This is a genomic window from Marisediminicola sp. LYQ85, from assembly GCF_046600695.1.
Taxonomy (GTDB): Bacteria; Actinomycetota; Actinomycetes; order Actinomycetales; family Microbacteriaceae; genus Marisediminicola.
The window spans coordinates 1,666,139-1,688,039 of record NZ_JBKIWO010000001.1 but is presented as its reverse complement, the minus strand read 5'-3'; the positions used below and the strand labels follow the sequence as shown (position 1 = coordinate 1,688,039).

General features: G+C 69.6%; 21 protein-coding genes and 1 tRNA gene. 10 read left to right on the top strand and 12 right to left on the bottom strand.

The genetic code is table 11. From position 1 onward, the window contains the following. The first annotated feature begins 193 nt into the window (after window positions 1–193). The 5 genes from ACLHG5_RS07965 to ACLHG5_RS07945 all read left to right on the top strand — a co-directional run bounded on the left by ACLHG5_RS07965 (window position 194) and on the right by ACLHG5_RS07945 (window position 5,040). Complete coding sequence (locus ACLHG5_RS07965; RefSeq protein WP_411314719.1) at window positions 194–574, top strand: universal stress protein; 381 nt, start codon at window positions 194–196, stop codon at window positions 572–574. After that, entirely contained in the window at window positions 571–2,097 is a 1,527-nt protein-coding gene (locus tag ACLHG5_RS07960; protein ID WP_411314720.1) for an alanine/glycine:cation symporter family protein, read from the top strand. The genes ACLHG5_RS07965 and ACLHG5_RS07960 overlap by 4 nt, the downstream gene beginning before the upstream one ends. A 79-nt stretch (window positions 2,098–2,176) precedes the next feature. Then, entirely contained in the window at window positions 2,177–2,458 is a 282-nt protein-coding gene (locus ACLHG5_RS07955; RefSeq protein WP_411314721.1) for a metal-sensitive transcriptional regulator, read from the top strand. Window positions 2,459–2,522: 64 nt separating this feature from the next. Beyond that, the gene (locus ACLHG5_RS07950; RefSeq protein WP_411318352.1) at window positions 2,523–2,747 is read left to right on the top strand and encodes a heavy-metal-associated domain-containing protein; all 225 of its coding nucleotides are present in this window, start codon (window positions 2,523–2,525) and stop codon (window positions 2,745–2,747) included. Between the two features lie 4 nt (window positions 2,748–2,751). After that, window positions 2,752–5,040, top strand: a complete 2,289-nt coding sequence (locus ACLHG5_RS07945) for a heavy metal translocating P-type ATPase (protein WP_411318351.1) — start codon at window positions 2,752–2,754, stop codon at window positions 5,038–5,040. Between the two features lie 34 nt (window positions 5,041–5,074). Here the strand turns inward: ACLHG5_RS07945 and ACLHG5_RS07940 are convergent, their stop codons facing one another. Then, window positions 5,075–6,343 carry a hypothetical protein gene (locus ACLHG5_RS07940; RefSeq protein ID WP_411318350.1) on the bottom strand — a complete coding sequence of 423 codons (1,269 nt, stop codon included), beginning with the start codon at window positions 6,341–6,343 and terminating at the stop codon, window positions 5,075–5,077. A gap of 84 nt (window positions 6,344–6,427) precedes the next feature. On the opposite strand from ACLHG5_RS07940, the gene ACLHG5_RS07935 reads away from it, so the two are divergent. Next, complete coding sequence (locus ACLHG5_RS07935) at window positions 6,428–10,204, top strand: AAA family ATPase (RefSeq protein ID WP_411314725.1); 3,777 nt, start codon at window positions 6,428–6,430, stop codon at window positions 10,202–10,204. A 224-nt stretch (window positions 10,205–10,428) separates the two neighbouring features. On the opposite strand, the gene mscL is transcribed toward ACLHG5_RS07935, so the two are convergent. Genes mscL through ACLHG5_RS07920 form a run of 3 tightly spaced genes read right to left on the bottom strand, consistent with a single transcriptional unit; the run spans window position 10,429 to window position 11,956 of the window. Continuing rightward, the gene (gene mscL / locus ACLHG5_RS07930) at window positions 10,429–10,908 is read right to left on the bottom strand and encodes a large conductance mechanosensitive channel protein MscL (protein ID WP_411314726.1); all 480 of its coding nucleotides are present in this window, start codon (window positions 10,906–10,908) and stop codon (window positions 10,429–10,431) included. Window positions 10,909–10,950: 42 nt separating this feature from the next. Continuing rightward, entirely contained in the window at window positions 10,951–11,343 is a 393-nt protein-coding gene (locus ACLHG5_RS07925) for an FmdB family zinc ribbon protein (RefSeq protein WP_411318349.1), read from the bottom strand. Between the two features lie 34 nt (window positions 11,344–11,377). Beyond that, window positions 11,378–11,956 carry a 5-formyltetrahydrofolate cyclo-ligase gene (locus ACLHG5_RS07920; RefSeq protein ID WP_411314728.1) on the bottom strand — a complete coding sequence of 193 codons (579 nt, stop codon included), beginning with the start codon at window positions 11,954–11,956 and terminating at the stop codon, window positions 11,378–11,380. A gap of 62 nt (window positions 11,957–12,018) precedes the next feature. Between ACLHG5_RS07920 and galU the strand changes: the two genes are divergently transcribed. From galU to ACLHG5_RS07900, 4 genes are all read left to right on the top strand, one after another. Then, the gene (gene galU, locus ACLHG5_RS07915; RefSeq protein ID WP_411314729.1) at window positions 12,019–12,912 is read left to right on the top strand and encodes a UTP--glucose-1-phosphate uridylyltransferase GalU; all 894 of its coding nucleotides are present in this window, start codon (window positions 12,019–12,021) and stop codon (window positions 12,910–12,912) included. A gap of 80 nt (window positions 12,913–12,992) precedes the next feature. Next, complete coding sequence (locus tag ACLHG5_RS07910) at window positions 12,993–13,655, top strand: GNAT family N-acetyltransferase (RefSeq protein ID WP_411314730.1); 663 nt, start codon at window positions 12,993–12,995, stop codon at window positions 13,653–13,655. A gap of 90 nt (window positions 13,656–13,745) precedes the next feature. Then, window positions 13,746–14,687, top strand: coding sequence for a hypothetical protein (locus tag ACLHG5_RS07905; RefSeq protein WP_411318348.1), 942 nt, complete (start codon window positions 13,746–13,748; stop codon window positions 14,685–14,687). A 69-nt stretch (window positions 14,688–14,756) separates the two neighbouring features. Next, window positions 14,757–14,829 (top strand) — tRNA-Ala (locus ACLHG5_RS07900). A gap of 57 nt (window positions 14,830–14,886) precedes the next feature. On the opposite strand, the gene ACLHG5_RS07895 is transcribed toward ACLHG5_RS07900, so the two are convergent. From ACLHG5_RS07895 to ACLHG5_RS07860, 8 genes are all read right to left on the bottom strand, one after another. Continuing rightward, window positions 14,887–16,251, bottom strand: a complete 1,365-nt coding sequence (locus ACLHG5_RS07895) for an APC family permease (protein ID WP_411318347.1) — start codon at window positions 16,249–16,251, stop codon at window positions 14,887–14,889. Continuing rightward, window positions 16,248–17,348 carry a YihY/virulence factor BrkB family protein gene (locus tag ACLHG5_RS07890; RefSeq protein WP_411318346.1) on the bottom strand — a complete coding sequence of 367 codons (1,101 nt, stop codon included), beginning with the start codon at window positions 17,346–17,348 and terminating at the stop codon, window positions 16,248–16,250. The genes ACLHG5_RS07895 and ACLHG5_RS07890 overlap by 4 nt, the downstream gene beginning before the upstream one ends. 120 nt (window positions 17,349–17,468) lie before the next feature. Further along, entirely contained in the window at window positions 17,469–18,041 is a 573-nt protein-coding gene (locus tag ACLHG5_RS07885) for a DUF3618 domain-containing protein (protein ID WP_411314734.1), read from the bottom strand. Then, entirely contained in the window at window positions 18,038–18,457 is a 420-nt protein-coding gene (locus tag ACLHG5_RS07880; RefSeq protein ID WP_411314735.1) for a phage holin family protein, read from the bottom strand. The genes ACLHG5_RS07885 and ACLHG5_RS07880 overlap by 4 nt, the downstream gene beginning before the upstream one ends. After that, window positions 18,454–19,167, bottom strand: a complete 714-nt coding sequence (locus ACLHG5_RS07875) for a hypothetical protein (protein WP_411318345.1) — start codon at window positions 19,165–19,167, stop codon at window positions 18,454–18,456. Before ACLHG5_RS07875 ends, ACLHG5_RS07880 begins: the two co-directional genes overlap by 4 nt. 160 nt (window positions 19,168–19,327) lie before the next feature. Further along, window positions 19,328–19,627, bottom strand: coding sequence for a hypothetical protein (locus tag ACLHG5_RS07870; RefSeq protein ID WP_411318344.1), 300 nt, complete (start codon window positions 19,625–19,627; stop codon window positions 19,328–19,330). Between the two features lie 7 nt (window positions 19,628–19,634). Beyond that, entirely contained in the window at window positions 19,635–20,888 is a 1,254-nt protein-coding gene (locus ACLHG5_RS07865) for an FAD-binding protein (protein ID WP_411318343.1), read from the bottom strand. Continuing rightward, window positions 20,885–21,808 carry a DUF4349 domain-containing protein gene (locus ACLHG5_RS07860; RefSeq protein ID WP_411318342.1) on the bottom strand — a complete coding sequence of 308 codons (924 nt, stop codon included), beginning with the start codon at window positions 21,806–21,808 and terminating at the stop codon, window positions 20,885–20,887. The genes ACLHG5_RS07865 and ACLHG5_RS07860 overlap by 4 nt, the downstream gene beginning before the upstream one ends. Window positions 21,809–21,901 lie beyond the last annotated feature (93 nt).

Genomic DNA, 21,901 nt, shown 5'->3' with positions numbered 1-21,901 from the left:
GCTCCTGCCGCTCGCCCACCGCACGTTAACTGCCGGTTACGTCTTCGTCCGGGCCCCCGTCGCGACGTAGGGTGAACGCATTCACTCGAGGCCAGCGGGTCGAGCTCCCCCGGAGGGGCGGGCCCAAAAGAGAGGAAAGACAGTGTCGTCACTACTCGTCGGGGTCGATCGAAGCTCATCCAGTCGCCGGGCGGTGGCGTTCGCCGCTCGCCTCGCGTCGGAGTCGGATGCGACGCTCACCCTCGTGCACGTCATCCCGTGGTCGCCGTACTCGTTCACGACCCCCGCGGAGAACGAGCATCGCTCGGTGAGCAGAACCCTGGAGCTCGAGGCGGCGCAATCGCAGATCATCTCGCCCGCCCTCGCGGCGGCGAGCGAGTTCGAGGTCACCCCCGCGACCGAGGTCGTGCACGGGAGTTCGGCCGAGGTCCTCGTGTCGATGGCCGCCCGCCTCAACGGCGCCCACATCATCGTGGGCCGCACGGGTGACTCCAAGCTCAAGCAAGTGCTCTTCGGGAGTACCCCGGCCAAACTGATCCAGATCGCCGCGACCCCTGTGACGGTGATCCCGTGAGCGCCCTCACCGCCCTCGCAGCAACGGCCGCGGGCGCCACGGATGCGGTGCGTGCATCGAGCGTCGACGATGCGATCGCGGATGCCGTCGGCCCCGTCGCGACCCTCATCAGCGGGATCATCTTCTACTCGATCCCGTTCGGTGACCCCGAGAGTGAGAACTTCGTCGAGGTGCCGATCATCGTCGTGTGGCTCATCGTCGCGGCCGCGTTCTTCACGCTCTACCTCGGTTTCCAGAACATCCGCGGTTTCAAGCACGCGATCGACCTCGTGCGAGGCAAGTACTCCGACCCGAAGGATGCGGGGGAGGTGTCGCATTTCCAGGCGCTCACGACCGCCGTCTCGGGAACCGTGGGTCTCGGCAACATCGCGGGTGTCGCTGTCGCCGTCTCGCTCGGCGGTCCGGGCGCGACCTTCTGGATGATCCTCGCGGGCTTCCTCGGCATGAGCACGAAGATGGCCGAGTGCATGCTCGGGGTGAAGTACCGGCGCGAGCGCCCCGACGGATCCGTGTCGGGCGGCCCGATGTACTACTTGCGCGACGGTCTCGCCGAGATCGGCCACCGTCGTCTCGGCAAGGTGCTCGCCGTGTTCTTCGCGATCTGCTGCATGGGCGGCGCGATCGGCGGCGGGAACATGTTCCAGGCCAACCAGGCGACGAGCCAGATCATCAACGTCACGGGTGGCGAAGACGGTTTCCTCGCCGACTGGCGGTTCGTGATCGGCCTCGTCTTCGCGGTCGCCGTCGGTGCCGTGATCATCGGGGGGATCAAGTCGATCGCGAAGGTGACCGAGAAGATCGTGCCGTTCATGGCGATCATCTACGTCGCCGGATGTCTCGCCGTGATCTTCCTCAACCTCGGAGCCGTTCCCGGCGCGATCGGGGAGATCTTCGTCGGCGCCTTCAACCCGGAGGGGATCACGGGCGGCATCGTCGGTGTGCTCATCCAGGGGTTCCGTCGGGCCGCGTTCTCGAATGAGGCCGGGGTCGGTTCCGCGGCGATCGCGCACTCCGCGGTCAAGACCAAGGAGCCCGCGACCGAGGGTTTCGTCGCCCTGCTCGAGCCGTTCATCGACACCGTCGTGATCTGCACGATGACCGCTCTCGCGATCGTGATCACGGGCACGTGGGCCGACACCTCGAGCGAGCCGGGAGTGGAGACCACGTCGGCGGCGTTCGCCACGGTCGCGCCGTGGTTCCCCACCCTGCTCGCGGTCGCGGTCATCCTCTTCGCCTTCTCGACGATGATCTCGTGGTCGTACTACGGCATGAAGGCCACGGGATACCTCTTCAACGACAGTGCTCGAGCCGAGCTCGTCTTCAAGATCGTCTTCTGCGTCTTCACCGTGGTGGGGGCTTCGCTCTCCCTGCAGCCGGTGATCGACTTCTCCGACTCGATGATCTTCGCGATGTCTCTTCCCAACATCCTCGGGCTCTACTTCTTGGCCCGCGTCATCCGCAAGGAGATCTTCGGCTACCGGGCCAAGATCGCGTCGGGAGAGATCGTGCAGGTCGAGAAGTAGGGCGTCGCCGACGCATCGACCACCTCGGTACCCCAAGGGGGTATGCTTGCTGATACCCATGAGGGGTATTGGAGGAAGCATGGTCGGATACGTCGACGACAAAGAGGATCTGCTCAAGCGGTTGCGGCGAGCAGAGGGGCAAGTGCGCGGCATCCATCGGATGATCGAGGACGACACCTATTGCATCGACGTGCTCACGCAAGTGTCCGCCGCGACGAAAGCACTCGAGAACGTCGCCCTCGCCCTGCTCAACGACCACCTGACCCACTGCGTCGCCGAGGCGAGCCGCGAGGGCGGCGAGGTCGCGGACGAGAAGATCCGCGAGGCTTCCGCGGCGATCGCGCGACTCGTGCGCTCGTGACCGGCACCGGCGCTCACTCCACTCACTCCACTCACTCCACTCACTCCGTGAAAGGACTCCCCGCATGACCACGACCGACTATTCCGTCAACGGAATGACCTGCGCCCACTGCGTCTCGAGCGTGACCGAAGAGGTCGGCGCCCTCGACGGCGTGACCGACATCACGGTCGATCTCGTGGTCGGGGCACCCTCGACCGTGACGGTGCAGAGCGCCGAGCCCCTCGACATCGACCAGGTGCGCGCGGCGATCGACGAAGCGGGCTACACCCTCGACGCCCCGCGCTCGTGAGCCGATGACGACGACGACGACGGGGGTGGGCGCGACGGCCGGGGTCGAACTCGACATCGGGGGCATGACGTGCGCCTCGTGTGCCAACCGGGTCGAGCGAGGGCTCAACAGGCTCGAGGGCGTCGACGCGAGCGTCAACTACGCGACCGAGAAGGCGACGATCACCGCGCCCCACTCGATCACGACCGAGCAGCTGCTCGCGGCCGTCGCCGCCGCGGGATACACGGGCACGCTCCGGCGTGCGCCCGAGGTGCCGGGGTCGGCGGAGTCAGCGAACTCCGGTGGGGGCGCTGCCGCCGCGACGACCGAGACCGCGCGATTGCGGCAGCGCCTCATCGTCACCGCCATCCTCACCCTTCCCGTCGTCGTGCTCTCGATGGTGCCTCCGCTGCAGTTCCTCAACTGGCAGTGGCTCGTGCTCACGCTCGCGGCGCCCGTCGTCGTGTGGTCGGCGCTGCCGTTCCACCGTGCGGCGTGGTCGGCGGCACGGCACGGCGGAACCACGATGGACACCCTCGTGAGCATCGGCGTCATCGCGGCCTTCGGGTGGTCGCTCTACGCGCTCTTCTTCGGGATGGCGGGGATGCCCGGCATGACGATGTCGTTCGACTTCATCACCGAGCCCGGCGGGGGAGCCCACGAGATCTACCTCGAGGTCGCGACGGCGGTCACGCTCTTCCTGCTCGCGGGGCGCTACATCGAGGCTCGGGCCAAACGCGATTCGAGCGCTGCGCTCCGCGCACTGCTGGAGCTCGGGGCGAAAGAAGCCGTCGTCATCCGCGACGGGGTCGAGAGCGCCATCCCGGTGGCGAGCCTCGCCGTGGGTGACCTGTTCGTCGTGCGCCCGGGGGAGAAGATCGCGACCGACGGGATCATCGTCGAGGGCTCGTCGTCGGTCGACACGAGCCTGCTCACGGGCGAGTCGGTTCCGGTGGATGTCTCGCCCTCCGATCGCGTCGTCGGTGCGACGATCAACGTCGGCGGACGGATCGTCGTCGAGGTCACCCGTGTCGGAGCCGACACCGAACTCGCGCGACTCGGCCGCCTCGTCGAAGACGCCCAAGCGGGCAAAGCCGACGTGCAGCGACTCGCCGACCGCGTCTCGAGCGTCTTCGTGCCCGTCGTGCTCGTGATCGCCCTCGTGACCTTCCTCGTGTGGACCTTCGTCGGCGGGTCGATCGAGATCGCGCTGACCGCCGCGGTCGCGACCCTCGTCGTCGCGTGCCCGTGCGCTCTCGGTCTCGCGACTCCGACCGCCCTCCTCGTCGGAACCGGCCGGGGGTCGCAACTCGGCATCCTCATCCGGGGCCCGCAGGTGCTTGAGCAGACCAGGCGCGTCGACACCGTCGTGCTCGACAAGACGGGAACGGTCACGACCGGGCGGATGTCGCTCGGCACCGTCACGGCCGCGTCGGGCGTGAGCGCGGCGACCGTTCTGTCGCGTGCCGCGGCCGTCGAGCACGGGTCGGAGCACCCGGTCGCGCGCGCGATCGTCGAGGCGGCGAGCGCGCGCGGTGACGCTGCGAGGAGTGCCGTGCCGCCGGCCGAGAGCTTCGCGGCGTCGCACGGCAACGGGGTGAGTGCGACCGTCGACGGGGAGAGTGTGCTCGTCGGTCGGGCCGAGTGGGTGCGGGAGTCTGGTGCGAGCGCCCTCGGCGACGACCTCGCCGAGGCCGTGCGCGTCGCCGAGGCGCGCGGCGAGACCGCGATGGTCGTCGCATGGGGCGGGGTCACCCGCGGTGTCGTCACGGTCGTCGACACGGTCAAACCGTCGAGCGCCGAGGGTGTCACGCGGTTGCGCGCACTCGGGCTCACGCCCGTGCTGCTCACGGGAGACAACGCCGGGGCGGCGGCTGCCGTCGGCTCCGCGGTCGGCATCGACGACATCCGCTCGCGTGTCACCCCTCGCGGCAAGCTCGACGTCATCCGCGAGTTGCAGGCGAGCGGTCGAGTCGTCGCGATGGTCGGAGACGGTGTCAACGACGCCGCGGCCCTCGCTGCCGCCGACCTCGGCATCGCGATGGGCGCGGGAACGGATGCGGCGATCGCCGCGAGCGACGTCACCGTGATGAGCGGCGATCTCGTGGTCGTCTCCGATGCCGTGCGGCTCGCGCGACGAACCCTCGCGACCATCAAGAGCAACCTCTTCTGGGCCTTCGCCTACAACGTCGCGGCGATCCCGCTCGCCGTGTCCGGGCTGCTCAACCCGCTCATCGCGGGAGCGGCGATGGCGTTCTCGTCGGTGTTCGTCGTCACCAACAGTCTGCGGTTGCGGAGATTCCGGTCGTCGTGACGCTCCGTCGCCGCGCTCGCCCGTCTCAGCGACCTCAGCGGCCGAGGTCGTAGCGCGCGAGGGCGTCGGCATCGCGGGAGTAGGTCGCCGAACTCCGCGCGGTGTCGAGCGCGACGACGGGGTCGGCTTCCGCTTCGGCGATCGAGAGTAGGCGCTCGGCCTCGGCGAGACGGGTGCGCGCCTCGCCGCCGACCGTGCCGCGGCGATGGCCGATGTACGCCGCCGTCGTGGCGATCTGACTCCGCGCCGTGAGCAGCGCCCCCGCGAGAGCCGCGCGCGCGTGGTCGAGCCGCTGCTGTTCCGAGCGGGCACGCGAGACGGCGGCGTCGAGTTCCGCGAGCGCGGACTCGAGGTCGGCCGTCGCCGCATCGGGGTCACGGCGAGTGGATCGCGGGTCGCGCGCGAGAACGCTCTCGAGGGCGATGACGGCCTCGCCGACACGCGCACCCGTCTCGGGGTCGGGTGGGGAGTCGCGCACGGTCGACGCCGAGGTGATCATCGCGGGAGCCTCCGCGAGCACCGTCGCGAGGTGCTCGGTCGACCGCGCGAGGGATGCGTCGAGTTCGTGGACCTCGCTCACGGCCCGATCGGCGGCGCGCAGCATCCGTTCCGCGTCGGCGACCGCGCCGGAGATCGAGCTCGCTCCGCCCGCGTCGGCTCTCGCGCGGGCATCCTCGAGCCGCGCGCGGGCGTCGGAGAGCCGAGTGCGCGCCTCGTGGGGCTTCGTGACGACGGGGGCGACGGCGGCGGGCGCGAACGACTCGACGAGCCGGGCGAGGGCACGGTCGGCCTCGCCCACCCGACCTTCGATGGCCTCGAGTTCGGCCGTGAGTCGGTCGATCTCGTCGGGCGCTCGGCGCTCGAGACGACGCGCGTCGTCCAGTTGCCGCCGCTCGCGGGCGAGAGTGGAGCTCGCCGTCTCGCACCGGGAGAGGATGCGAGCGCGCCACTCGCGCTGCTGCGTCGCCGTGTCTGGGGTCGCATCGTCGAGCTTCTGCTGCAGCGCGAACGACTCCGCGAGCGACAGTCGGGCGGCGGTGAGAGCGTCGGAGAGGGCGCGCGACCGTTCCTCGCCGAACTGCGCGACGGCGAACGCGAGCTCGTCTGCCGCCTCCTGCACCTCGTCGTCGAGGCGCACGAGCGCGACGCGTGCGCGGGTGTCGCGATCATCGACAGTCACGCCACGCGCTGTCGTGTCGCCCCGTCCGCGGCGCACGAGCAACACGAAACCGAGGATGAGCGCTCCGGCGACGACGATTCCGACCGTCACGGCCACGACGACGAGAGAGGACGCGAGTGACATGGTCGCGATATTACCGAGCGTCGTTCGGGCGAAACTCCACGCCTGGTCCCCGGATACGCGCGCATATCCGCTTAAGGTGACGGTGTGTGGCGTGCAGACAGACGAGAAGAGACGGTGGATTTCCCGTCGACTTCCGAAGAGACCCCCGCGCGAGCGGAGCATCAAGTGACGGCTCCGCACGCGCTCAGCCTCGGTGACCCGAGCTACCGGCTCGGCAATGTCGCCGAACCGACCTGGCAGGGGTGGCGGGCCGAGCTCGCCACTCTCGGCGGGCGTTCCCCCCTCCTGCACTTCGTCGACGCGCCGCGCACGCGCATCGAGTTGAGCACGACGCACCCCGGTGGCCTCGCCCGCTTCATCACGGGCAAGACGACGCTGCTCTCGAGCCTCATCCGCGACGACCTCGCTCTGCGCGCCGCGAAGACGGCCGCGGGGGAGATCGCGTCGAAGGGTGTCGAGCTCGCCACCGCGCGCGGCATCGACTCGGTGCACCTCGGAATCGGTCTCGCCGAATGGCAGTTCGGCGACGAGGACTTCTGCGCTCCCATCCTGCTCCGCCCTCTCGCGATCCGTCGCTACGGCCGCGACTTCGAGATCCGTCTGCGCGGGGCCGCCTACCTCAACCCCGAGCTCGCGCGCGCCTTGCGCGAGCAGTTCTCGATCGAGCTCGACAGCGCGTCGTTCGCGGCGCTCGCCGAATCCGACGGCTCGTTCAAGCCCAACCCCGTGATCGATCGCCTCCGCGGGCTCACGTCGCACCTCGACTGGTTCAACGTGCAGCCGCGACTCGTCGTCTCGTCGTTCGCGGATGTCGGCACGCGGCTCGCCGCCGATGCCGCCAACCTCGATCACCCCATCCTCGACGCCCTCGCCGGCAACGCGAACGCCAAGTGGGCGGTGGAGGAGGGGTTCGCGCCCGTCGAACCCCAGCATCAGGACGCGCGTTCGCCCGAGACCGACACCCTCCTGCTCGACGCCGACGCCGAGCAGGAGAACGTCGTCGCGCAGATCGCCGCGGGCAACTCGGTCGTCGTCAAGACGCTGCCGGGAACGGGCGGAACGCAGACCATCGTCAACGCGGTCGGCTGCCTCGTCGCGCAGAACAAGAGGGTGCTCGTCGTGAGCCCCCGCCGCGCGACCCTCACGGGCATCGCGACACGACTCGGCGACATCGGCCTCGCGGGCTTCGCGGTCTCACCCTCGACGCTCCGCCGCGACCTCATCCGCTCGATCGCCCGCAACGAGAAGGCCAAACAGCCCCACGTCGGCGAGGTCGACGAGGCTCTCGTGCGCTTGCGCCGCGTGCTGCTCGACTACCGCACGGCGATCGCGCGAGTCGACGGCGACCTCGGCATCTCGGTGCTCGACTGCCTCACCGAGCTCTCGCGGCTCGCCCTCCTGCCGACCCCGCCGTCGACGACCGTGCGGTTGACGCGCTCGTCGCTCGCTGCCCTCGCCGACTCGCGCGAGCAGGCCGCCGACGCCATGGTGCAAGCGGCGACCCTCGGAGAGTTCAAGTACGGCCCGGGCGACTCCCCCTGGTACGGCGCGACCTTCGCGACGAGCGAGGAGGCGACGGATGCCCACGCTCTCGCCAAGCGCCTCCACGAGACCGACCTCCCGCACCTCCTCGTGCGTGCGGGCGAGGTCATCGGCGCGACCCACATGCGCCCGTTCGAGAGCATCACGCAGCTCGGCGTCTATCTGCGTCTACTCACCGACATCCGCGACACCCTCGACAAGTTCCTCCCCGTGGTCTTCGACCGCTCGCTCGGCGAACTCGTCGCGGCGACCGCATCGCGCCGCGACTCGCCGGAGATGTCGGGGGCGAACCGTCGCCGACTCAAGAGGCTCGCGCGCGAGTACGTGCGCCCCGGGGTGCACGTCTCCGACCTGCACGACAGCCTCGCGCGCATCCAGCAGCAGCGCATCCTCTGGCAGCGTTTCGTCGCCGCGGGCGCGCCGCCCGAGATCCCCGTCGGCATCGCCGACCTGCAGGCCGCGTGGCAGCGGGTCGATCAGGACCTCACGACCCTCGACCGCCCGCTCAACACCGTCGAGTTCAGTGAGCAGCTCGTGAACCTCCCGATCGCCGAGCTCGGCGAGAGGGTCGCGGCCCTCGCCGAGGAGTCCGACGTGCTGCACAACCTGCAGGAGCGCGCCGAGATCCGTCAGATGCTCCGCACCCTCGAGCTCGACGGCCTCATCGCCGACCTCGCCTCGAGGCACGTCCCGGCCGAGCTCGTCGCGTCGGAACTCGAACTCGGATGGTGGCAGTCCGCCCTCGAGGCGCTCCTCGACGACGATCGCGCCCTCCTCAACGCCAACACCGCCGTGCTCGACCGGCTCGAGGCCGACTTCCGCCTCGTCGACGAGGCGCACGCCGCCGGGAGCGCGCAATTGCTCGGGTGGCAGCTCGCCGAGAACTGGAACATCGGGCTCGTCGACTGGCCGGACGAGGCCGTCGCCCTCAAAACCGCGCTGCGTCGGGCGACAATCACCTCGGCCGAGCTGCAGCGTGCCGCGCCGCACCTCTCGCGCGCCGTCGCGCCCGTGTGGCTCGCCTCGCCTTACGAGATCGACACGATCACCGATTCGATGCAGATCGACGCCGTCGTTCTCGTCGACGCGGGCGCCATGACGCTCGCCGAGAGCGTCGGCGCCATCCGTCGCGCCAAGCAGACCGTCGCGTTCGGCGACCCGGTGACGCAGACCCCCGCCGACTTCACGATCGCGATCGCCGACGACTTCGAGAAGCGCGACCGGCCGCTCATCGACGCCGAACTCGAGCAGATCCACGCGGACTCCGCTCTCGCGAGACTCGGCACCCTCCTGCCAACCCTCGCGCTCACCCGCAGCTACCGTGCCGGCGGCGAAGACCTCGCCGAGCTCGTGAACCGTCGCTTCTACGCGGGCAAGATCCAGTCACTCCCGTGGGCCGGAACCTTCCTCGGTCACCCGAGCCTGCGTCTCGACCACGTGCGCGGCGGCCACGGCATGCCCGACCCCGTCTCGGGAGCCGTCGAGAGTGTCGACGCCGAGGTCGCGAGGGTCGTCGAGCTCGTGCTCGATCACGCCGCGACGAGGCCGCGCGAATCCCTCATGGTCATCACCGCGAGCGCCAAGCACGTCGTGCGCGTGCAGCAAGCGGTGCTCACTGCGGTCGCGACGCGGCCCGAACTCAACGAGTTCATCCTGAGCGACCGCCCCGAACCCTTCACGGTTCTCACTCTCGACCAGGCCGTCGCCGAGAGCCGCGACCGCGTGATCTTCTCCATCGGATACGGGCGCACCCCGCACGGTCGAGTGCTGAGCGACTTCGGTGCGCTCGGAGCCCCCGGGGGTGAGCGCTTGCTCGCCGTCGCGATGACGCGAGCGCGCCGATCGATGGTCATCGTCACGTGCTTCGAGGCGGCGGACATCGACGAGTCGCGCATGAACTACGGCGCCGTCGCGCTCTCGGAGATTCTCACGGATGCCGCGCGCACACCGCCGGCCGACGCGACCGAGGATCACGGCGACCCCATGCTCGTCGACCTCGCGCGCCGGTTGCGGTCGCGCGGGCTGCGTGTGGCGCTCGGGCACCGCGGAAAGCTCGGACTCGTGGTCGCCAACGGCGGCATGTGCCTCACGATCGAGACCGACACGATGCTTTCGAGCGTCGCCGGTGAACCGACGAGCCTCCGCGAGTCGCTGCGCCTGCGCCCCGAGATGCTGCGCCGCCTCGGGTGGCACTACTTGCGCGTGCACTCGTTCGAGCTCTTCAGCGAGCCGGATGCCGTCGCCGACCGCATCGCGACGATGCTCGGTCTCGCCCCGGCGCACCCGCGCACCGAGCCGATCGCCGTCATCCCCTCGTGACCGGCCACCCGGGCGAGGGGGAGACTGGCGCCGGGGAGACGAGCGCCGGGGATGCGGGCGCCGGAACACCGCCCGGCGTCCGCCGTCGTGGCCGCCGGGTCACGACCGACCCGGTCGCAGGGTCGGATCCGTCGCCCCAACCCGAGCCCGAGCGCCACACCGGGCGCGAGAACGACGAGCGACTGAAGGCCGACAAGCCGCCGCACTGGGGGTGAGCGCGCGGCTCAGTGCCGCGGCGAGGTGCCGTCCGTGGCGATCGCGCCGGGGAGCGTGTGGTTGCCCTCGGGGGAGGGGCGGCCCGCGAGGAGGTCGCGGATCTCGATGAGCAGCTCGGTCTCGGTGGGGGGCACGTCGACGGGCGACGCCTCCTCCTCGTTCTTCTGGTTCAGGAAGGCCACGCGCTTGAGCCGGTTGATCGGCACGACGAGCACGAAGTAGACGACGAACGCGACGAGCAGAAACTGGATGACGGCGGCGATGACCGCGCCGAACGCGAGGGTGGCGGTGCCGCCGCTCGTCGTCGGGATGTAGACGGGGAGTGCCTCGTTGAGGCTCGCGGCGTTGAAGAGCGCACCGATCGCCGGGTTGAAGATGCTCGTGACGAGGGCGTTGACGATCGACGTGAAGGCGGCCCCGATGACGACGGCGACCGCGAGGTCGATGACGTTGCCGCGCAGGATGAATTCTTTGAAGCCGGTGAACATGGTGGTCTCCTGGTGGTCGAGGTCGAGGGCCGGGTCAATGGGTTAAGAGGAAGCGGAACTGGACGGAGAGCTGCTCGACGATGGGCTCGATGCGGCCGGGCTCGAGCTGGAGCTGGAGCCGGAGCCGGAGCCGGAGCCGGAGTCCGACTTCGCCGCGCTCGGTTCGGTCTTCGCGGGGGTCGACGATTTCTCTGTCGTGCTCGACGAGTCGCTCGACGACGTCGAGGCTCCGGATTTCGCGCCGCCCGAACCGGATGCCTCGCGCGAATCGTTGCGGTAGAACCCCGATCCGGTGAAGCTCACGCCGATCGCGGTGAACACTTTGCGCAGCTTGCCCGAGCACACGGGGCACACGGTGAGCGAGTCGTCGGTGAACGCCTGGTGGATGTCGAAGGCGTTGTCGCACTCGGTGCAGCGATAGGAGTAGGTGGGCACGGGGTCCTCCGGAGGAGCGAACGGCGCGGCCGGGTCAGAAGGTGACGACGGCGCTGGGGGTGACGACGCCGTCCACTCGCTTGTCGTGCACTTCGGTCGGCACGGAGTCGACGAGCTCGGTGTCGAAGATCACAGCATAGACCGGGGGGCACCGTTCCATCGATCCGAGGGTGCGGTCGAAATATCCTCGCCCCCACCCCATGCGCATGCCGCTGCGGTCGACGCTCGCGGCGGGCACGACGATGAGGTCGACGTCGTTGATCGCGATGGGTCCGAGCACGTCGCCCACCGGTTCGGGCATGCCGAACAGGCCGATCTCTTCGGCGCCCCCCGTCGCGACCGCCCAGTCGAGCAGGCCGTCGTCGCGGGAGATCGGGAGGAGCACGCGGATGCCTCGCGCGAGAGCCCAGTCGATGTATGGCCGCACGTCCGGCTCATCCGACGCCGGGAGGTAGGCGGCCACGGATGTCGCGCCCAGCTCGGTCGTCAGACGGGTGAGGTGATCGAGCAGTGCGTCCGTCGCTGCGGCGAGGTCGCGTTCGCCGAGCTGCCGGCGCCGCTGACGCAACTCGGCACGGAGGGCGCGTTTCTGGTGGCTCACATCGGCCGTCATGCGGCAATTCTAAACGGGGCCAGTTCACCCGCTCGAAACCTCGCAGAGGCTAGCCTGTGGTCATGGTCTTCTCTATCTCCAAAGCTGTTATCCCGGCCGCAGGCCTCGGTACGCGTTTCTTGCCCGCCACCAAAGCGATGCCGAAGGAGATGCTTCCGGTCGTCGACAAGCCGGCCATCCAGTACGTCGTCGAAGAAGCGGTCGGCGCCGGACTCCGCGACGTCCTCATGATCACGGGCCGCAACAAGAACGCCCTCGAGAACCACTTCGACCGCGTGGGAGAGCTCGAAGCGACCCTCCTCAAGAAGGGCGACACCGATCGTCTGCAGAAGGTCAACTACTCCACCGATCTGGCCGACATGCACTACGTGCGCCAGGGTGACCCGAAGGGACTCGGGCACGCGGTGCTGCGCGCCAAGATGCACGTCGGGCGCGAGCCGTTCGCCGTGCTGCTCGGTGACGACATCATCGACGACCGCGACGTGCTCCTCACGCGCATGATCGCGGAGGCGGGCAAGCGCAACGCGAGCGTCGTCGCCCTGCTCGAGGTCGACCCCGAACTCGCGCACATGTACGGCGTCGCGACGGTCGAGAAGACCGACGACGACGAGGTCGTGCGCATCACGGGACTCGTCGAGAAGCCCGCACCGGGCACGGCACCCTCGAACTACGCGATCATCGGTCGCTACATCCTGCGCCCCGAGGTCTTCGACGTGCTCGAGCACACCGAGCCGGGCAAGGGCGGGGAGATCCAGCTCACCGACGCTCTCGAGAAGATGGCGGCGGCCCCCGAGTGGACCGGTGGCGTCTACGGTGTCGTATTCCGCGGTCGTCGCTACGACACGGGTGACCGTCTCGACTACATCAAGGCGATCGTGCAACTCGCGGTCGATCGCGAAGACCTCGGCGCCGGACTGCGCCCGTGGCTCAAAGACTTCGCGGCCGGTCTCGACTGATCCCGACCGGGCCGGTCGTCGCACGCCCCGCCGTCGCGCATCGATGCCGGCGGGGTGTGCCGGCGACCTAGACTGAGCCCATGCCCGCGGCGATCCCCACGTTGCGCGACGGCGCCGTGACCATCCGTCCCATCCGCCTCCGCGACGCTCGACTTCTCGAGCGCGAACTCCTCGACAACCGAGGCTGGTTGCGCAAGTGGGAGGCGACCAACCCCCACGGTCCGCTCAGTTTCGACACGCGCGCGAGCATCCGCGGGCTCCAGGCCAACGCGCGCGGCGGTTTCGGTCTGCCGTTCATCATCGAATACGAGGGCGAGCTCGCGGGTCAGCTCAACGTGTCGTCGATCACCTACGGGTCGCTCGGGTCGGCGACAATCGGCTACTGGGTGTCGGAGAGGTTCGCGGGCAAGGGGCTCACCCCCACCGCGGTCGCGCTCGCGACCGACTACTGCTTCTTCCAGGCGGGGCTGCACCGCATGGAGATCTGCATCCGTCCCGAGAACGAGGCGTCGCTGCGGGTCGTGCAGAAACTCGGGTTCCGCTACGAGGGGCTCCGGCGCCGCTACATCCACATCAACGGCGACTGGCGCGACCACTTCTGTTTCGCGCTCGTGGTCGAAGAGCTGCCGACGGGCGTTCTCCGACGGTGGCGCGACGGACGCGTGCCCGCGAGCAACGCCGAGATCCCCGCCGCCGATCGAGCGGCCGCCGCGTCGCCCATGCGGCTCGGCAGCACCTTCTGACCCGAGGGCACGAGACGACACGCGATCGTCGCGCCGAACACACCCCGCACAATCGCGAGCTAGCGCCGGCGCGGGGTCTACCGTGAACGCATGGGGATCGAGGGTGTCGGATCGAGCGTGGTCATCGCTCTCGCTGCTGTTCTCTGGCTCGTCTATCTCATGCCGACCTGGTTCCGCCGACGCGAGTACGTCGCGACGGAACGCAACGCGGTGCGGCTGCAGCAGACGCTGCGCATCCTCGCCGAGACGGCTGAGGTTCCCGAGCCCATCCACGTCGAGTCGACCGCGAAGAGCATCGCCGCGCAGCAGCGGGTCTTGCGCCAGGAGTTCGAGCGTCAGCGCGCCGTCGAGCGTGCCCGAGCGGCCGCGATGAGTCGCGCCGCGACCAGGACCCTCGCGAGCCTCACGCCCGTTCCGGCGACCGAGATCCTCGCCCACTCTCGCGCTGCCGCGCGCTTGAGGCGATCGCGTGCCCTGACCACCGGTTTCCTCGCGCTGTGCCTCGCGACGATCGCCGCGACGTTCACTCCGCTTCTCGCGGGGGTCGCGTCGGCAGTGGTCGTGCTCGCGTCTCTCGGGGCCGTCGCGGCTGTCTCCCTGCTCGTCGTCATGGCCACGGTGTCGCGCAAGCGGATGCTCGCGGCAGCCCGTGTCTCGTCGGTGAGCGCGCCCGCGGTTGCCGCCCGCACCGTCGCACCCGAGGTCGTCGCGCCGCACGAACCCGCCGCGTGGACTCCCGTGCCCCTGCCGAAGCCCCTCTACCTGTCGAAGCCCGCACCGCAGGCGATCGTCTCCGAGGCGAGCGTCATCGCCGAGCGCACCCGAGCTCTCGAGGAGGCGGAGCGCGCGGAGCGAGCCGCCGTCGCGGCCGAGCGGGCCGAGAAGGTCACGCCCATCCGGCAGTCCGCGCCAGCCCGTCAGACCGAGCCCGGCGCGGCGGACAGCCGCTTCGCGCGCATGGGCATCGTCGACGCGGGAGACACTCGGGCCCCCGACCTCGACGCGGCGCTCCGCCGTCGCCGCGCTGTCTAGCCGTCGCGCTCTGAGGTCGCGCCCGCGCACATCGGGCCTCCGAAATCCTGATATCGTGGACAGTCGCACGGGCCCTTGGCGCAGTTGGTAGCGCGCCTCGTTCGCATCGAGGAGGTCAGGAGTTCGAATCTCCTAGGGTCCACGCGAGAAAGCCCCGGCCGGATGGCCGGGGCTTTCGTCTTGTCACCGTGCGGCACACTCAGCCGCGGGTGCTGCGTCCCGGTGTGCGGCGGGCGAGCCGTGCGACGAAGTGCAACGCCACACCGATCGCGACGAAGATGCCCGCGAAGAGCCACACCTGGCCCGGCTGCTGGGTCATGAGTCCGATGCACGAGAGCACCCCGAGCACGGGGATGACGGGCCACACCCGGAAGTGCGCGTGCTCGACCGTGTCGCGCTTGAGAACGAGCACGGCCACGTTGGTGCTGATGAAGACCACGAGGAGCAGGAGCACGACGGTCGACGCGAGGGTCTCGAGGTCGGAGACGAGGGTGAGCGCCATCGCGACGCCGGTCGTCGCGACGATGGCGACCCACGGTGTGCGCCGGCGGGGCAGCACGCGGCCGAGGGCCGACGGAAGGAGCCCCTGCTTGGCCATGCCGTAGGTCACGCGACTCGCCATGATCATGGTGAGGAGAGCGCCGTTCGCGACGGCGACGAGTGCGATGAGACTGAACACCCACGGGGGGATTCCGGCGCCGCTCGCCGCGACGACCGCGAGGAGCGGTCCGCTCGAGTCCGAGAGCTCGTCGGGCGGCAGCGCGATCGAACTCGCGACGGCCACGAGCACGTAGACGACGCCCGCGACGGCGAGCGACCCGAAGAGCGCCTTCGGATACACGCGGCTCGGATCGCGCACCTCCTCGGCGAGGTTCGCCGAGGTCTCGAATCCGACGAAGGAGTAGAAGGCGATGACGGCGGCGCTGAGGGTCGCGACCGCGGGAGCCGTGTCGCTCGGAAACTCGGTGACCCGCGAGACGTCGCCGCCCCCACCGCCCACGAGCATCGCGACCACGACGACGACGATCACGAGGCCGCTCACCTCGATGACCGTCATGACGACGTTGCTCATGAGGGACTCGCGGATGCCGCGCGCGTTGAGAGCGGCGACGAGGCCGAGGAACACGATCGCTGCGGCCGTCGGGGGAACGTCGATGAAGGTCGCGAGATAGTCCCCCGCGAATGCGAGGGCGAGGCCTGCCGAACTCACGACGCCCGCGGCGAGCATGCTGAACCCGACGACGAACGCCACGACGGGCGTCTTGAACGCGCGCTCGGCGAACACCGCGGCGCCCCCGGCCTTCGGATACTTCGTCACGAGTTCGGCGTACGACCCCGCGGTGAGGAGGGAGAGGCCGAGGGCGACGACGAGCGGCACCCAGAGGGCGCCCCCGACGCGATCCGACAGCACGCCCATGAGCGCGTAGATCCCTGCGCCGAGCACGTCGCCGAGGATGAAGACGAAGAGGAGGGGACCGGTGACGGCGCGGCGGAGCGGCGTCGAGCCGCCCTCGGTGGGCGCATCCGCTGACGCGCCCGGAGCAGCCGTGCCGGTGTCGCTCACGAGTGCTTGCGTTCGTCGTCGGCCGCGCGCGCGGCCTCCGTCTCGCGCAGCGACTGCTCCGCGGCACTCTTGCGCCGGATGTCTCGACCCAGCTCGACGTCTTTGCGCTCGAGCGCGGCGGCCTTCTCGCTCTTCTTCGTGCCGCGAGGCGGCAACTGGATGTTCTCCTCCGCCGCGATGCCGCCCTGGAGCTGGCGCCCCCGCTCGAGTTCGGCGTCGAACTCGGCGCCGAAGAGGAGGGCGATGTTGGCGATCCACAACCACAGGAGGAAGACGACGACACCACCGAGCGACCCGTAGTTGCTGTCGTAGTTGGCGAACGTCGCGACGTAGAACGCGAACCCGACCGAGGCGATCACGAGCACGACGAGCGCGATGAGCGCCCCCGTGCTCAACCAGCGGAACTTGGGCTGCTTCACGTTGGGGGTCGCGTAGTAGAGGATCGCGATCATGAGCACGAGGATGAGGGCGATCACCGGCCATTTCGCGATGTCCCACACGGTGCGCACGGTCTCACCGAGCCCGAGGGTGCTGCCGATCGCATCCGTCACCGGCCCGGAGATCGCGAGCATGATCGTCATGAGCAGGATCATCACGATGCCGACGAGGGTCACGAGCAACTGCACGGGCTTGAGGGCGAAGAACGTGCGCCCCTCGTCGATCTCGTAGATGCGGTTCATCGCCCGGCTGAATGCGCCGACGTAACCCGACGCCGACCAGATGGCGAGCGCGATTCCGACGACGAGCGCGACGCCCGCCGCGGGCGAGGAGCTGAACTGCTCGATGGGGCCGCGGAGAACCTCGACGGCGGACTGCGGGGCGAAATCCTCGAGGATCTCGAGGAGCGCGTCGGCGGTCTGGCCGAAGACGCCGAGGAGTGAGACGAGGGCGATGAGTGCGGGGAAGATCGCGAGCACAGCGTAATAGGTGAGCGCGGCGGCGATGTCGGTGCACTGGTCCGAGGTGAACTCGCGGAGGGTCTTGCGCAAGACGTACTTCCACGACGGCTTCGACACGTCGCGAGGGGAGTCGGGTTTGCGGGGGTCGTCGACGTTCGGTGCGTCAGCGAGATCGTGGCTGGTGCCTTTGTCGGCCATGGTGCGGTCTTTCTCGAGAGGGGTGGGACGCACCGAAGGCCGCACACGAACAGGTCGTGTGCGGCCCCGGCGCCGCCGGAGCGGTCTGGTGCTCGATGGTACTCGTCGTGACGAGCTCGACTAAGAGCTCTGCACGGTGTCCTTCGCCGCATCGACGTCGCTCTTGACGTCACCGGTGGCCGAGCGGCCCTCCGACGTGACGTGCTCGGCGGCGTCTGTCGCGGCATCCTTGACCTGCTCGGCGGCGTGCTGGGCCGGTTCGCGGAGGTTCTCGGCGACACCCTTGGCGGCGTCGCTGACCTCGGTCACGAGAGGCTCGGCGGCGTCCTTGATCGACGACGCCGCGTGCTTCTCCCTCGCGCTCGCGGGGATGAGCGACGCGACGAGCAGCCCGACGCCGAACGCGACGATTCCGACGGCGAGCGGGTTGCCCTTCGCCTTGTCGACGGCCTGCTGGGAGGCACCGCTCACGCTGCCCCCCGCGGAGGACGCGGATCCGTGCACGGAGTCCTGCGCGTCGTGTGCCGCGCCCATGACGCGATCCTTCACGCCGCCGATCGCGCTCTTGACCTTGTCTGTCTGGCGGTGCACGACCTTCGAGGGCGTGACCTTGTCGGCGAGGGCGTCGACATCGCTGCCGAGTTCGTTCCTCGTCGCCTCGATGTCTGCGCGGATCTGATCGGGGTTGCTCATCGGTTCTCCTCATTCCTCTTCACTGCTTCGGGGATCTTCTTCACGGAGTCGACCGTGCGGGGTGCGCCGGGAACGCGCTTCAGCTCCTTCTTGCCGACGAGGAACATCACGAGCGCGATGATCCCCCACAGCACCGCGACGACCACGGCGGCCCAGGCGAGGTTGTCGAACCAGTAGCCGAGCGCCCACCACAGGGCGACGGAGAGGAAGAACACGGCCATGATGCCCGCGTATCCCGCGCCGCCGAGGAGGCCCGCGCCTTTACCCGCGCGCTTACCGGTCTCGGTGAGCTCCGCTTTGGCGAGCTCGATCTCCTGACGCATGAGCGTCGAGAGGTCGCGCGTGACGTCACCGAGCAACTCGCCGAGCGAGGTGGTCGCCGCCCTCTCTTCCGAGGGAGTCGGAGTGTCGGTCATGAGCGCGGCTCGCCGATGGCGTCGGCGAGGGGGTCGCCCGACCCGCGCACGGTGTCGTCGTAGATTCCCGTCGCAGCGGGCGAGTAAGCCGGGTTGGGCGTCGGCTCGGCGGCGACGGGTGTGCTTGTCGAGGTCGAGGTCGAGGTCGAGGGTGCGGTCGGAGTCGCGGTCTCGGCCGCCTTCGCCGAATCTGCCGCGTCGGCCTTGAGGGAGCGCGTCAGGCGCCCCGCGAGGATGCCGGCGACGGCGGCGATGGCGATGAACGTGCCCGGGCGGCGACGGGCGAAGCTCGTGACCTCGTCGAGGAGCGACCCGGGATCGCGGTCGTCGAGCCACGTCGCGACGCCGTCGGCGCGCGAGGCGACCTGGCGCACGACCTCGGTCGCGACACCGCTCTGCTCGGAGGAGTCGGCCATTCCGGTGAGTTCGTCGCCGATCGAGCGCAGCCCGGAGGCGACGCGCGTCTGCTGCGTTCCCGCCTGGTCTCGCAATTGTGACTGCGCTTCACCCACGAGGTTCGAGATCTGGCTCTTCGCCTCGCGGGCGACGTTCGACGCCTCGTCTTTCGCGACGCCGGCGACGCGACCCGCGGCGTCCGCGGCCGAGCCGCCGACGTTCGCAGCCTGCTCCTTCGCCGAGTCGACGGTGCCGTTCGAGGTCGGTGCGTCCGAGGTCGGTGCGCTCGCGGTCGGGGGATAGGTGTTCGTCATGTGAATTCCTTCCATGCGGTGTGTGAGAACCGATCGGTCCTCGGCTCTCCGCGTGTCAGGAGTCAGCCTCCGCGCCCCGACCTCGGCACTCAAGCCCCTATCGGTCACCCCCACTCGGGGGTATACGCGCGCGGTGGAGAAAAGGAGTGTTCTGGTGCCGCTAGAGCGCGCAGACGGGCTCCCAGACCGACCGGACCCGCCTCGTCAGGGTCGCCGATCCCGCGACGGCGGCGAGCTCGAGCGATCGCGCGAGAGCCGATCGCGCGATCGTCTCCGCCGTGGCGTCGTCGTCGGCTCCGAAGCGCACGGTGATGCGCGCCGTCGACCTCACGACGCTCACATCGGTCGCTTCGACGGTCGCCGTCTGCGAGACCCGATCGGCCACGGCGGGCAAAACGACGGCAGGGTCGACTCCCGGCGCGAGCCGACCGAGAGGAACGGTGATGCGGTAGGACGGCACGCCGAGATCAGCGGGAGAAGATCCAGCGGTCGAGGAAGTCGTTGCGGAACTTCCCCTCGGGGTCGAGGGTCGACGCGAGAGCGTCGAAGGCGCGCAATCGCGGATACACCTCGGACAACCGGTCACGGTCGGTCGCGAACAGTTTTCCCCAGTGCGGTCGGGCCTCGAACGGAGCGAGCGCGGCATCCAGGTGGGGGAGGAGGGCGTCGACCTCGGCGATGTGCGGTTGCCACGTGAAGTGCAGAGCGACGCAGTCGACGCCGTGGCTCGGGCTCAACCACAGGTCGTCGCGCGCGATCGTGCGGATCTCCGACACGAAGAGGTGGGGACGGATGCGCGGCGCGAGCTGTCGCACGGCGTCGATCGCGGCGAGGGCGTGGCTGCGGGGCACGAGGTACTCCGATTGCATCTCCTCCCCGTTGCTCGGCGTGAACTCGAGCTTGAAGTGCGGCAGGCGGTTCCACCACCGACCCGCGACACCGAGCTGGTCGGTCGTGAACTGCGGGTCGACGTCGGGGAGCGGGTGCAGGGGTGTGGATGCGGGGGTCGCCCCGAAGAACTCGTCGCGCTCGAGGGCGCGGGGGTCGTCGGCCGTCGACTTGAGCCACGCTTGCGTGATGCCGTCGTCGCCCCAATCGGTGAAGAGGCTCACGCTGTATGCGGCGGAGGTGATGGCGTCGAAGTCGTCGGCGAGCGACGACCACGAGAGGCGCTCCCAGATCGACTGGCGGATCTCGAATGCCGGCGAGATGTCGAGGGTCACGCGGTGGGCGACACCGAGCGCGCCGAGCGCGACGACCATCGCCTCGAAGTCGGTCTCACCCCGTCGCACCGAGAGCAGCGAACCGTCGGCGAGCACGAAGTCCATCGCGGCGACAGCGCTCGCGAGGCTCCCGTTGCCGTCACCCGAGCCGTGGGTGCCGGTGGCGATGGCGCCCGCGACGGAGATGTGGGGGAGCGACGCGAGGTTGTGGAGTGCCCACCCCGCGGCGTCGAGGGATTCGACGAACTCGCCGTAGCGCGCACCCGCGTTGACCGTGACGGTGCGCGCGCTCGCGTCGATCGTCATCTCCGCGGGCATCCGTCGCACCGAGACCTGGGTGTGCTCGGTGTCGGCGATGTCGTTGAACGAGTGCCTGCTGCCGAGCGCCGTGACCGAGCGCTGAGCGCCGATCACGTCGCGCAACTCGTCGAGCGAGGTCGGCTCGACGAGGGATGTCGCGCGGTAGGTGAGGTTTCCGGCCCAGTTCTTCGACGTCATTCGTCCATTCTCACCGACGATGCTCCCGAAGCATCGAGAGTCGGGCCGTTTCGCGTGTCTGCGCTCGGGGCCGATTCTCTCCGACGGGCGCGCGCTCGCACCGCTGCGACGGCGACCGCGGCGACGATCGCGGCGACCGCGAGCCACGGGAGGAGAACCCCCAGCGCCACGAGGGCGCCGCTCGCGACCGTGATGATCGACTCCCAGCCGACGGCGAGGCCGCCGAGGAACGTCTCGGGCGAGTCGGCGGGCGCGGTCTCCTCCGACGCGAGATCGATCGTCACCGTGGCGAGATCGACGCTGTCGCCGATCGAGCGTCGTTCGGACTCGAGACTCTCGAGGTCGGCTTGCCTCTGCGAGAGAGCCTGCTCGATCGAGAGGAGATCGTCGGTGTCCGTCGCGGTGTCGAGGAGGTCGAGCAAGCGGTCGGTCGACCTCGCGAGCGCCGTGATGCGCGCGTCGAGGTCGCGCACGGTCGACGTGACATCCGTGTTCGAGAGCGTCGACCACCGCACGACGCCGAGAGCCTCGACCCTGTCGATCGTCGTCGTGAGGTCGTCGGAGGGGATGCGCACGGTCAGGGTCGCGCTCGAATCCTCACGCGCCTCGACCGGGTTGTCGGTGCGCTCGTCGATGCGGCCGTCCGCAGCCTCGACGATGCGCACGACCTCGTCGGCGGCGTCGAGGGGATCGGCGACGGTCAGCGCGAGCGACCCCGTGGTGATGACGCTCCGCGCGGCGCCGGTGGTGTCGCGAGACGCTTCTCCGTCGGCGGCGACCGCGTCGCCGCCGGAGAACGCGGGGTCGAACGCCTCGCCCTCCGCCGAACTCGACCCGGAGCTGAATGCCCCGCCCGTCGTCTGCTCGTCGGACGCGTCGCGGGCCGAACACCCCGCGAGCAGAACCACGATGCCGACCACGACTGCGACCGCTCGCGCTCGAGTCGTCGCTGTGCCTGATCTCGCTGTGCCTGATGTTCGCGTGCCCGTCATCGCCATGGTCGTCACGCTAAC

Bases quoted from the DNA above. Each gene is read 5' to 3' on its own strand.
- ACLHG5_RS07905 (WP_411318348.1), top strand. From the start codon at position 13,746: ATGGGGATCGAGGGTGTCGGATCGAGCGTGGTCATCGCTCTCGCTGCT.
- ACLHG5_RS07955 (WP_411314721.1), top strand. From the start codon at position 2,177: ATGGTCGGATACGTCGACGACAAAGAGGATCTGCTCAAGCGGTTGCGG.
- mscL (WP_411314726.1), bottom strand. From the start codon at position 10,908: ATGTTCACCGGCTTCAAAGAATTCATCCTGCGCGGCAACGTCATCGAC.
- ACLHG5_RS07865 (WP_411318343.1), bottom strand. From the start codon at position 20,888: ATGACGTCGAAGAACTGGGCCGGAAACCTCACCTACCGCGCGACATCC.
- ACLHG5_RS07940 (WP_411318350.1), bottom strand. From the start codon at position 6,343: ATGTCACTCGCGTCCTCTCTCGTCGTCGTGGCCGTGACGGTCGGAATC.
- ACLHG5_RS07880 (WP_411314735.1), bottom strand. From the start codon at position 18,457: ATGACCGACACTCCGACTCCCTCGGAAGAGAGGGCGGCGACCACCTCG.
- ACLHG5_RS07950 (WP_411318352.1), top strand. From the start codon at position 2,523: ATGACCACGACCGACTATTCCGTCAACGGAATGACCTGCGCCCACTGC.
- galU (WP_411314729.1), top strand. From the start codon at position 12,019: ATGGTCTTCTCTATCTCCAAAGCTGTTATCCCGGCCGCAGGCCTCGGT.
- ACLHG5_RS07890 (WP_411318346.1), bottom strand. From the start codon at position 17,348: ATGGCCGACAAAGGCACCAGCCACGATCTCGCTGACGCACCGAACGTC.
- ACLHG5_RS07885 (WP_411314734.1), bottom strand. From the start codon at position 18,041: ATGAGCAACCCCGATCAGATCCGCGCAGACATCGAGGCGACGAGGAAC.
- ACLHG5_RS07945 (WP_411318351.1), top strand. From the start codon at position 2,752: ATGACGACGACGACGACGGGGGTGGGCGCGACGGCCGGGGTCGAACTC.
- ACLHG5_RS07875 (WP_411318345.1), bottom strand. From the start codon at position 19,167: ATGACGAACACCTATCCCCCGACCGCGAGCGCACCGACCTCGGACGCA.
- ACLHG5_RS07910 (WP_411314730.1), top strand. From the start codon at position 12,993: ATGCCCGCGGCGATCCCCACGTTGCGCGACGGCGCCGTGACCATCCGT.
- ACLHG5_RS07920 (WP_411314728.1), bottom strand. From the start codon at position 11,956: ATGACGGCCGATGTGAGCCACCAGAAACGCGCCCTCCGTGCCGAGTTG.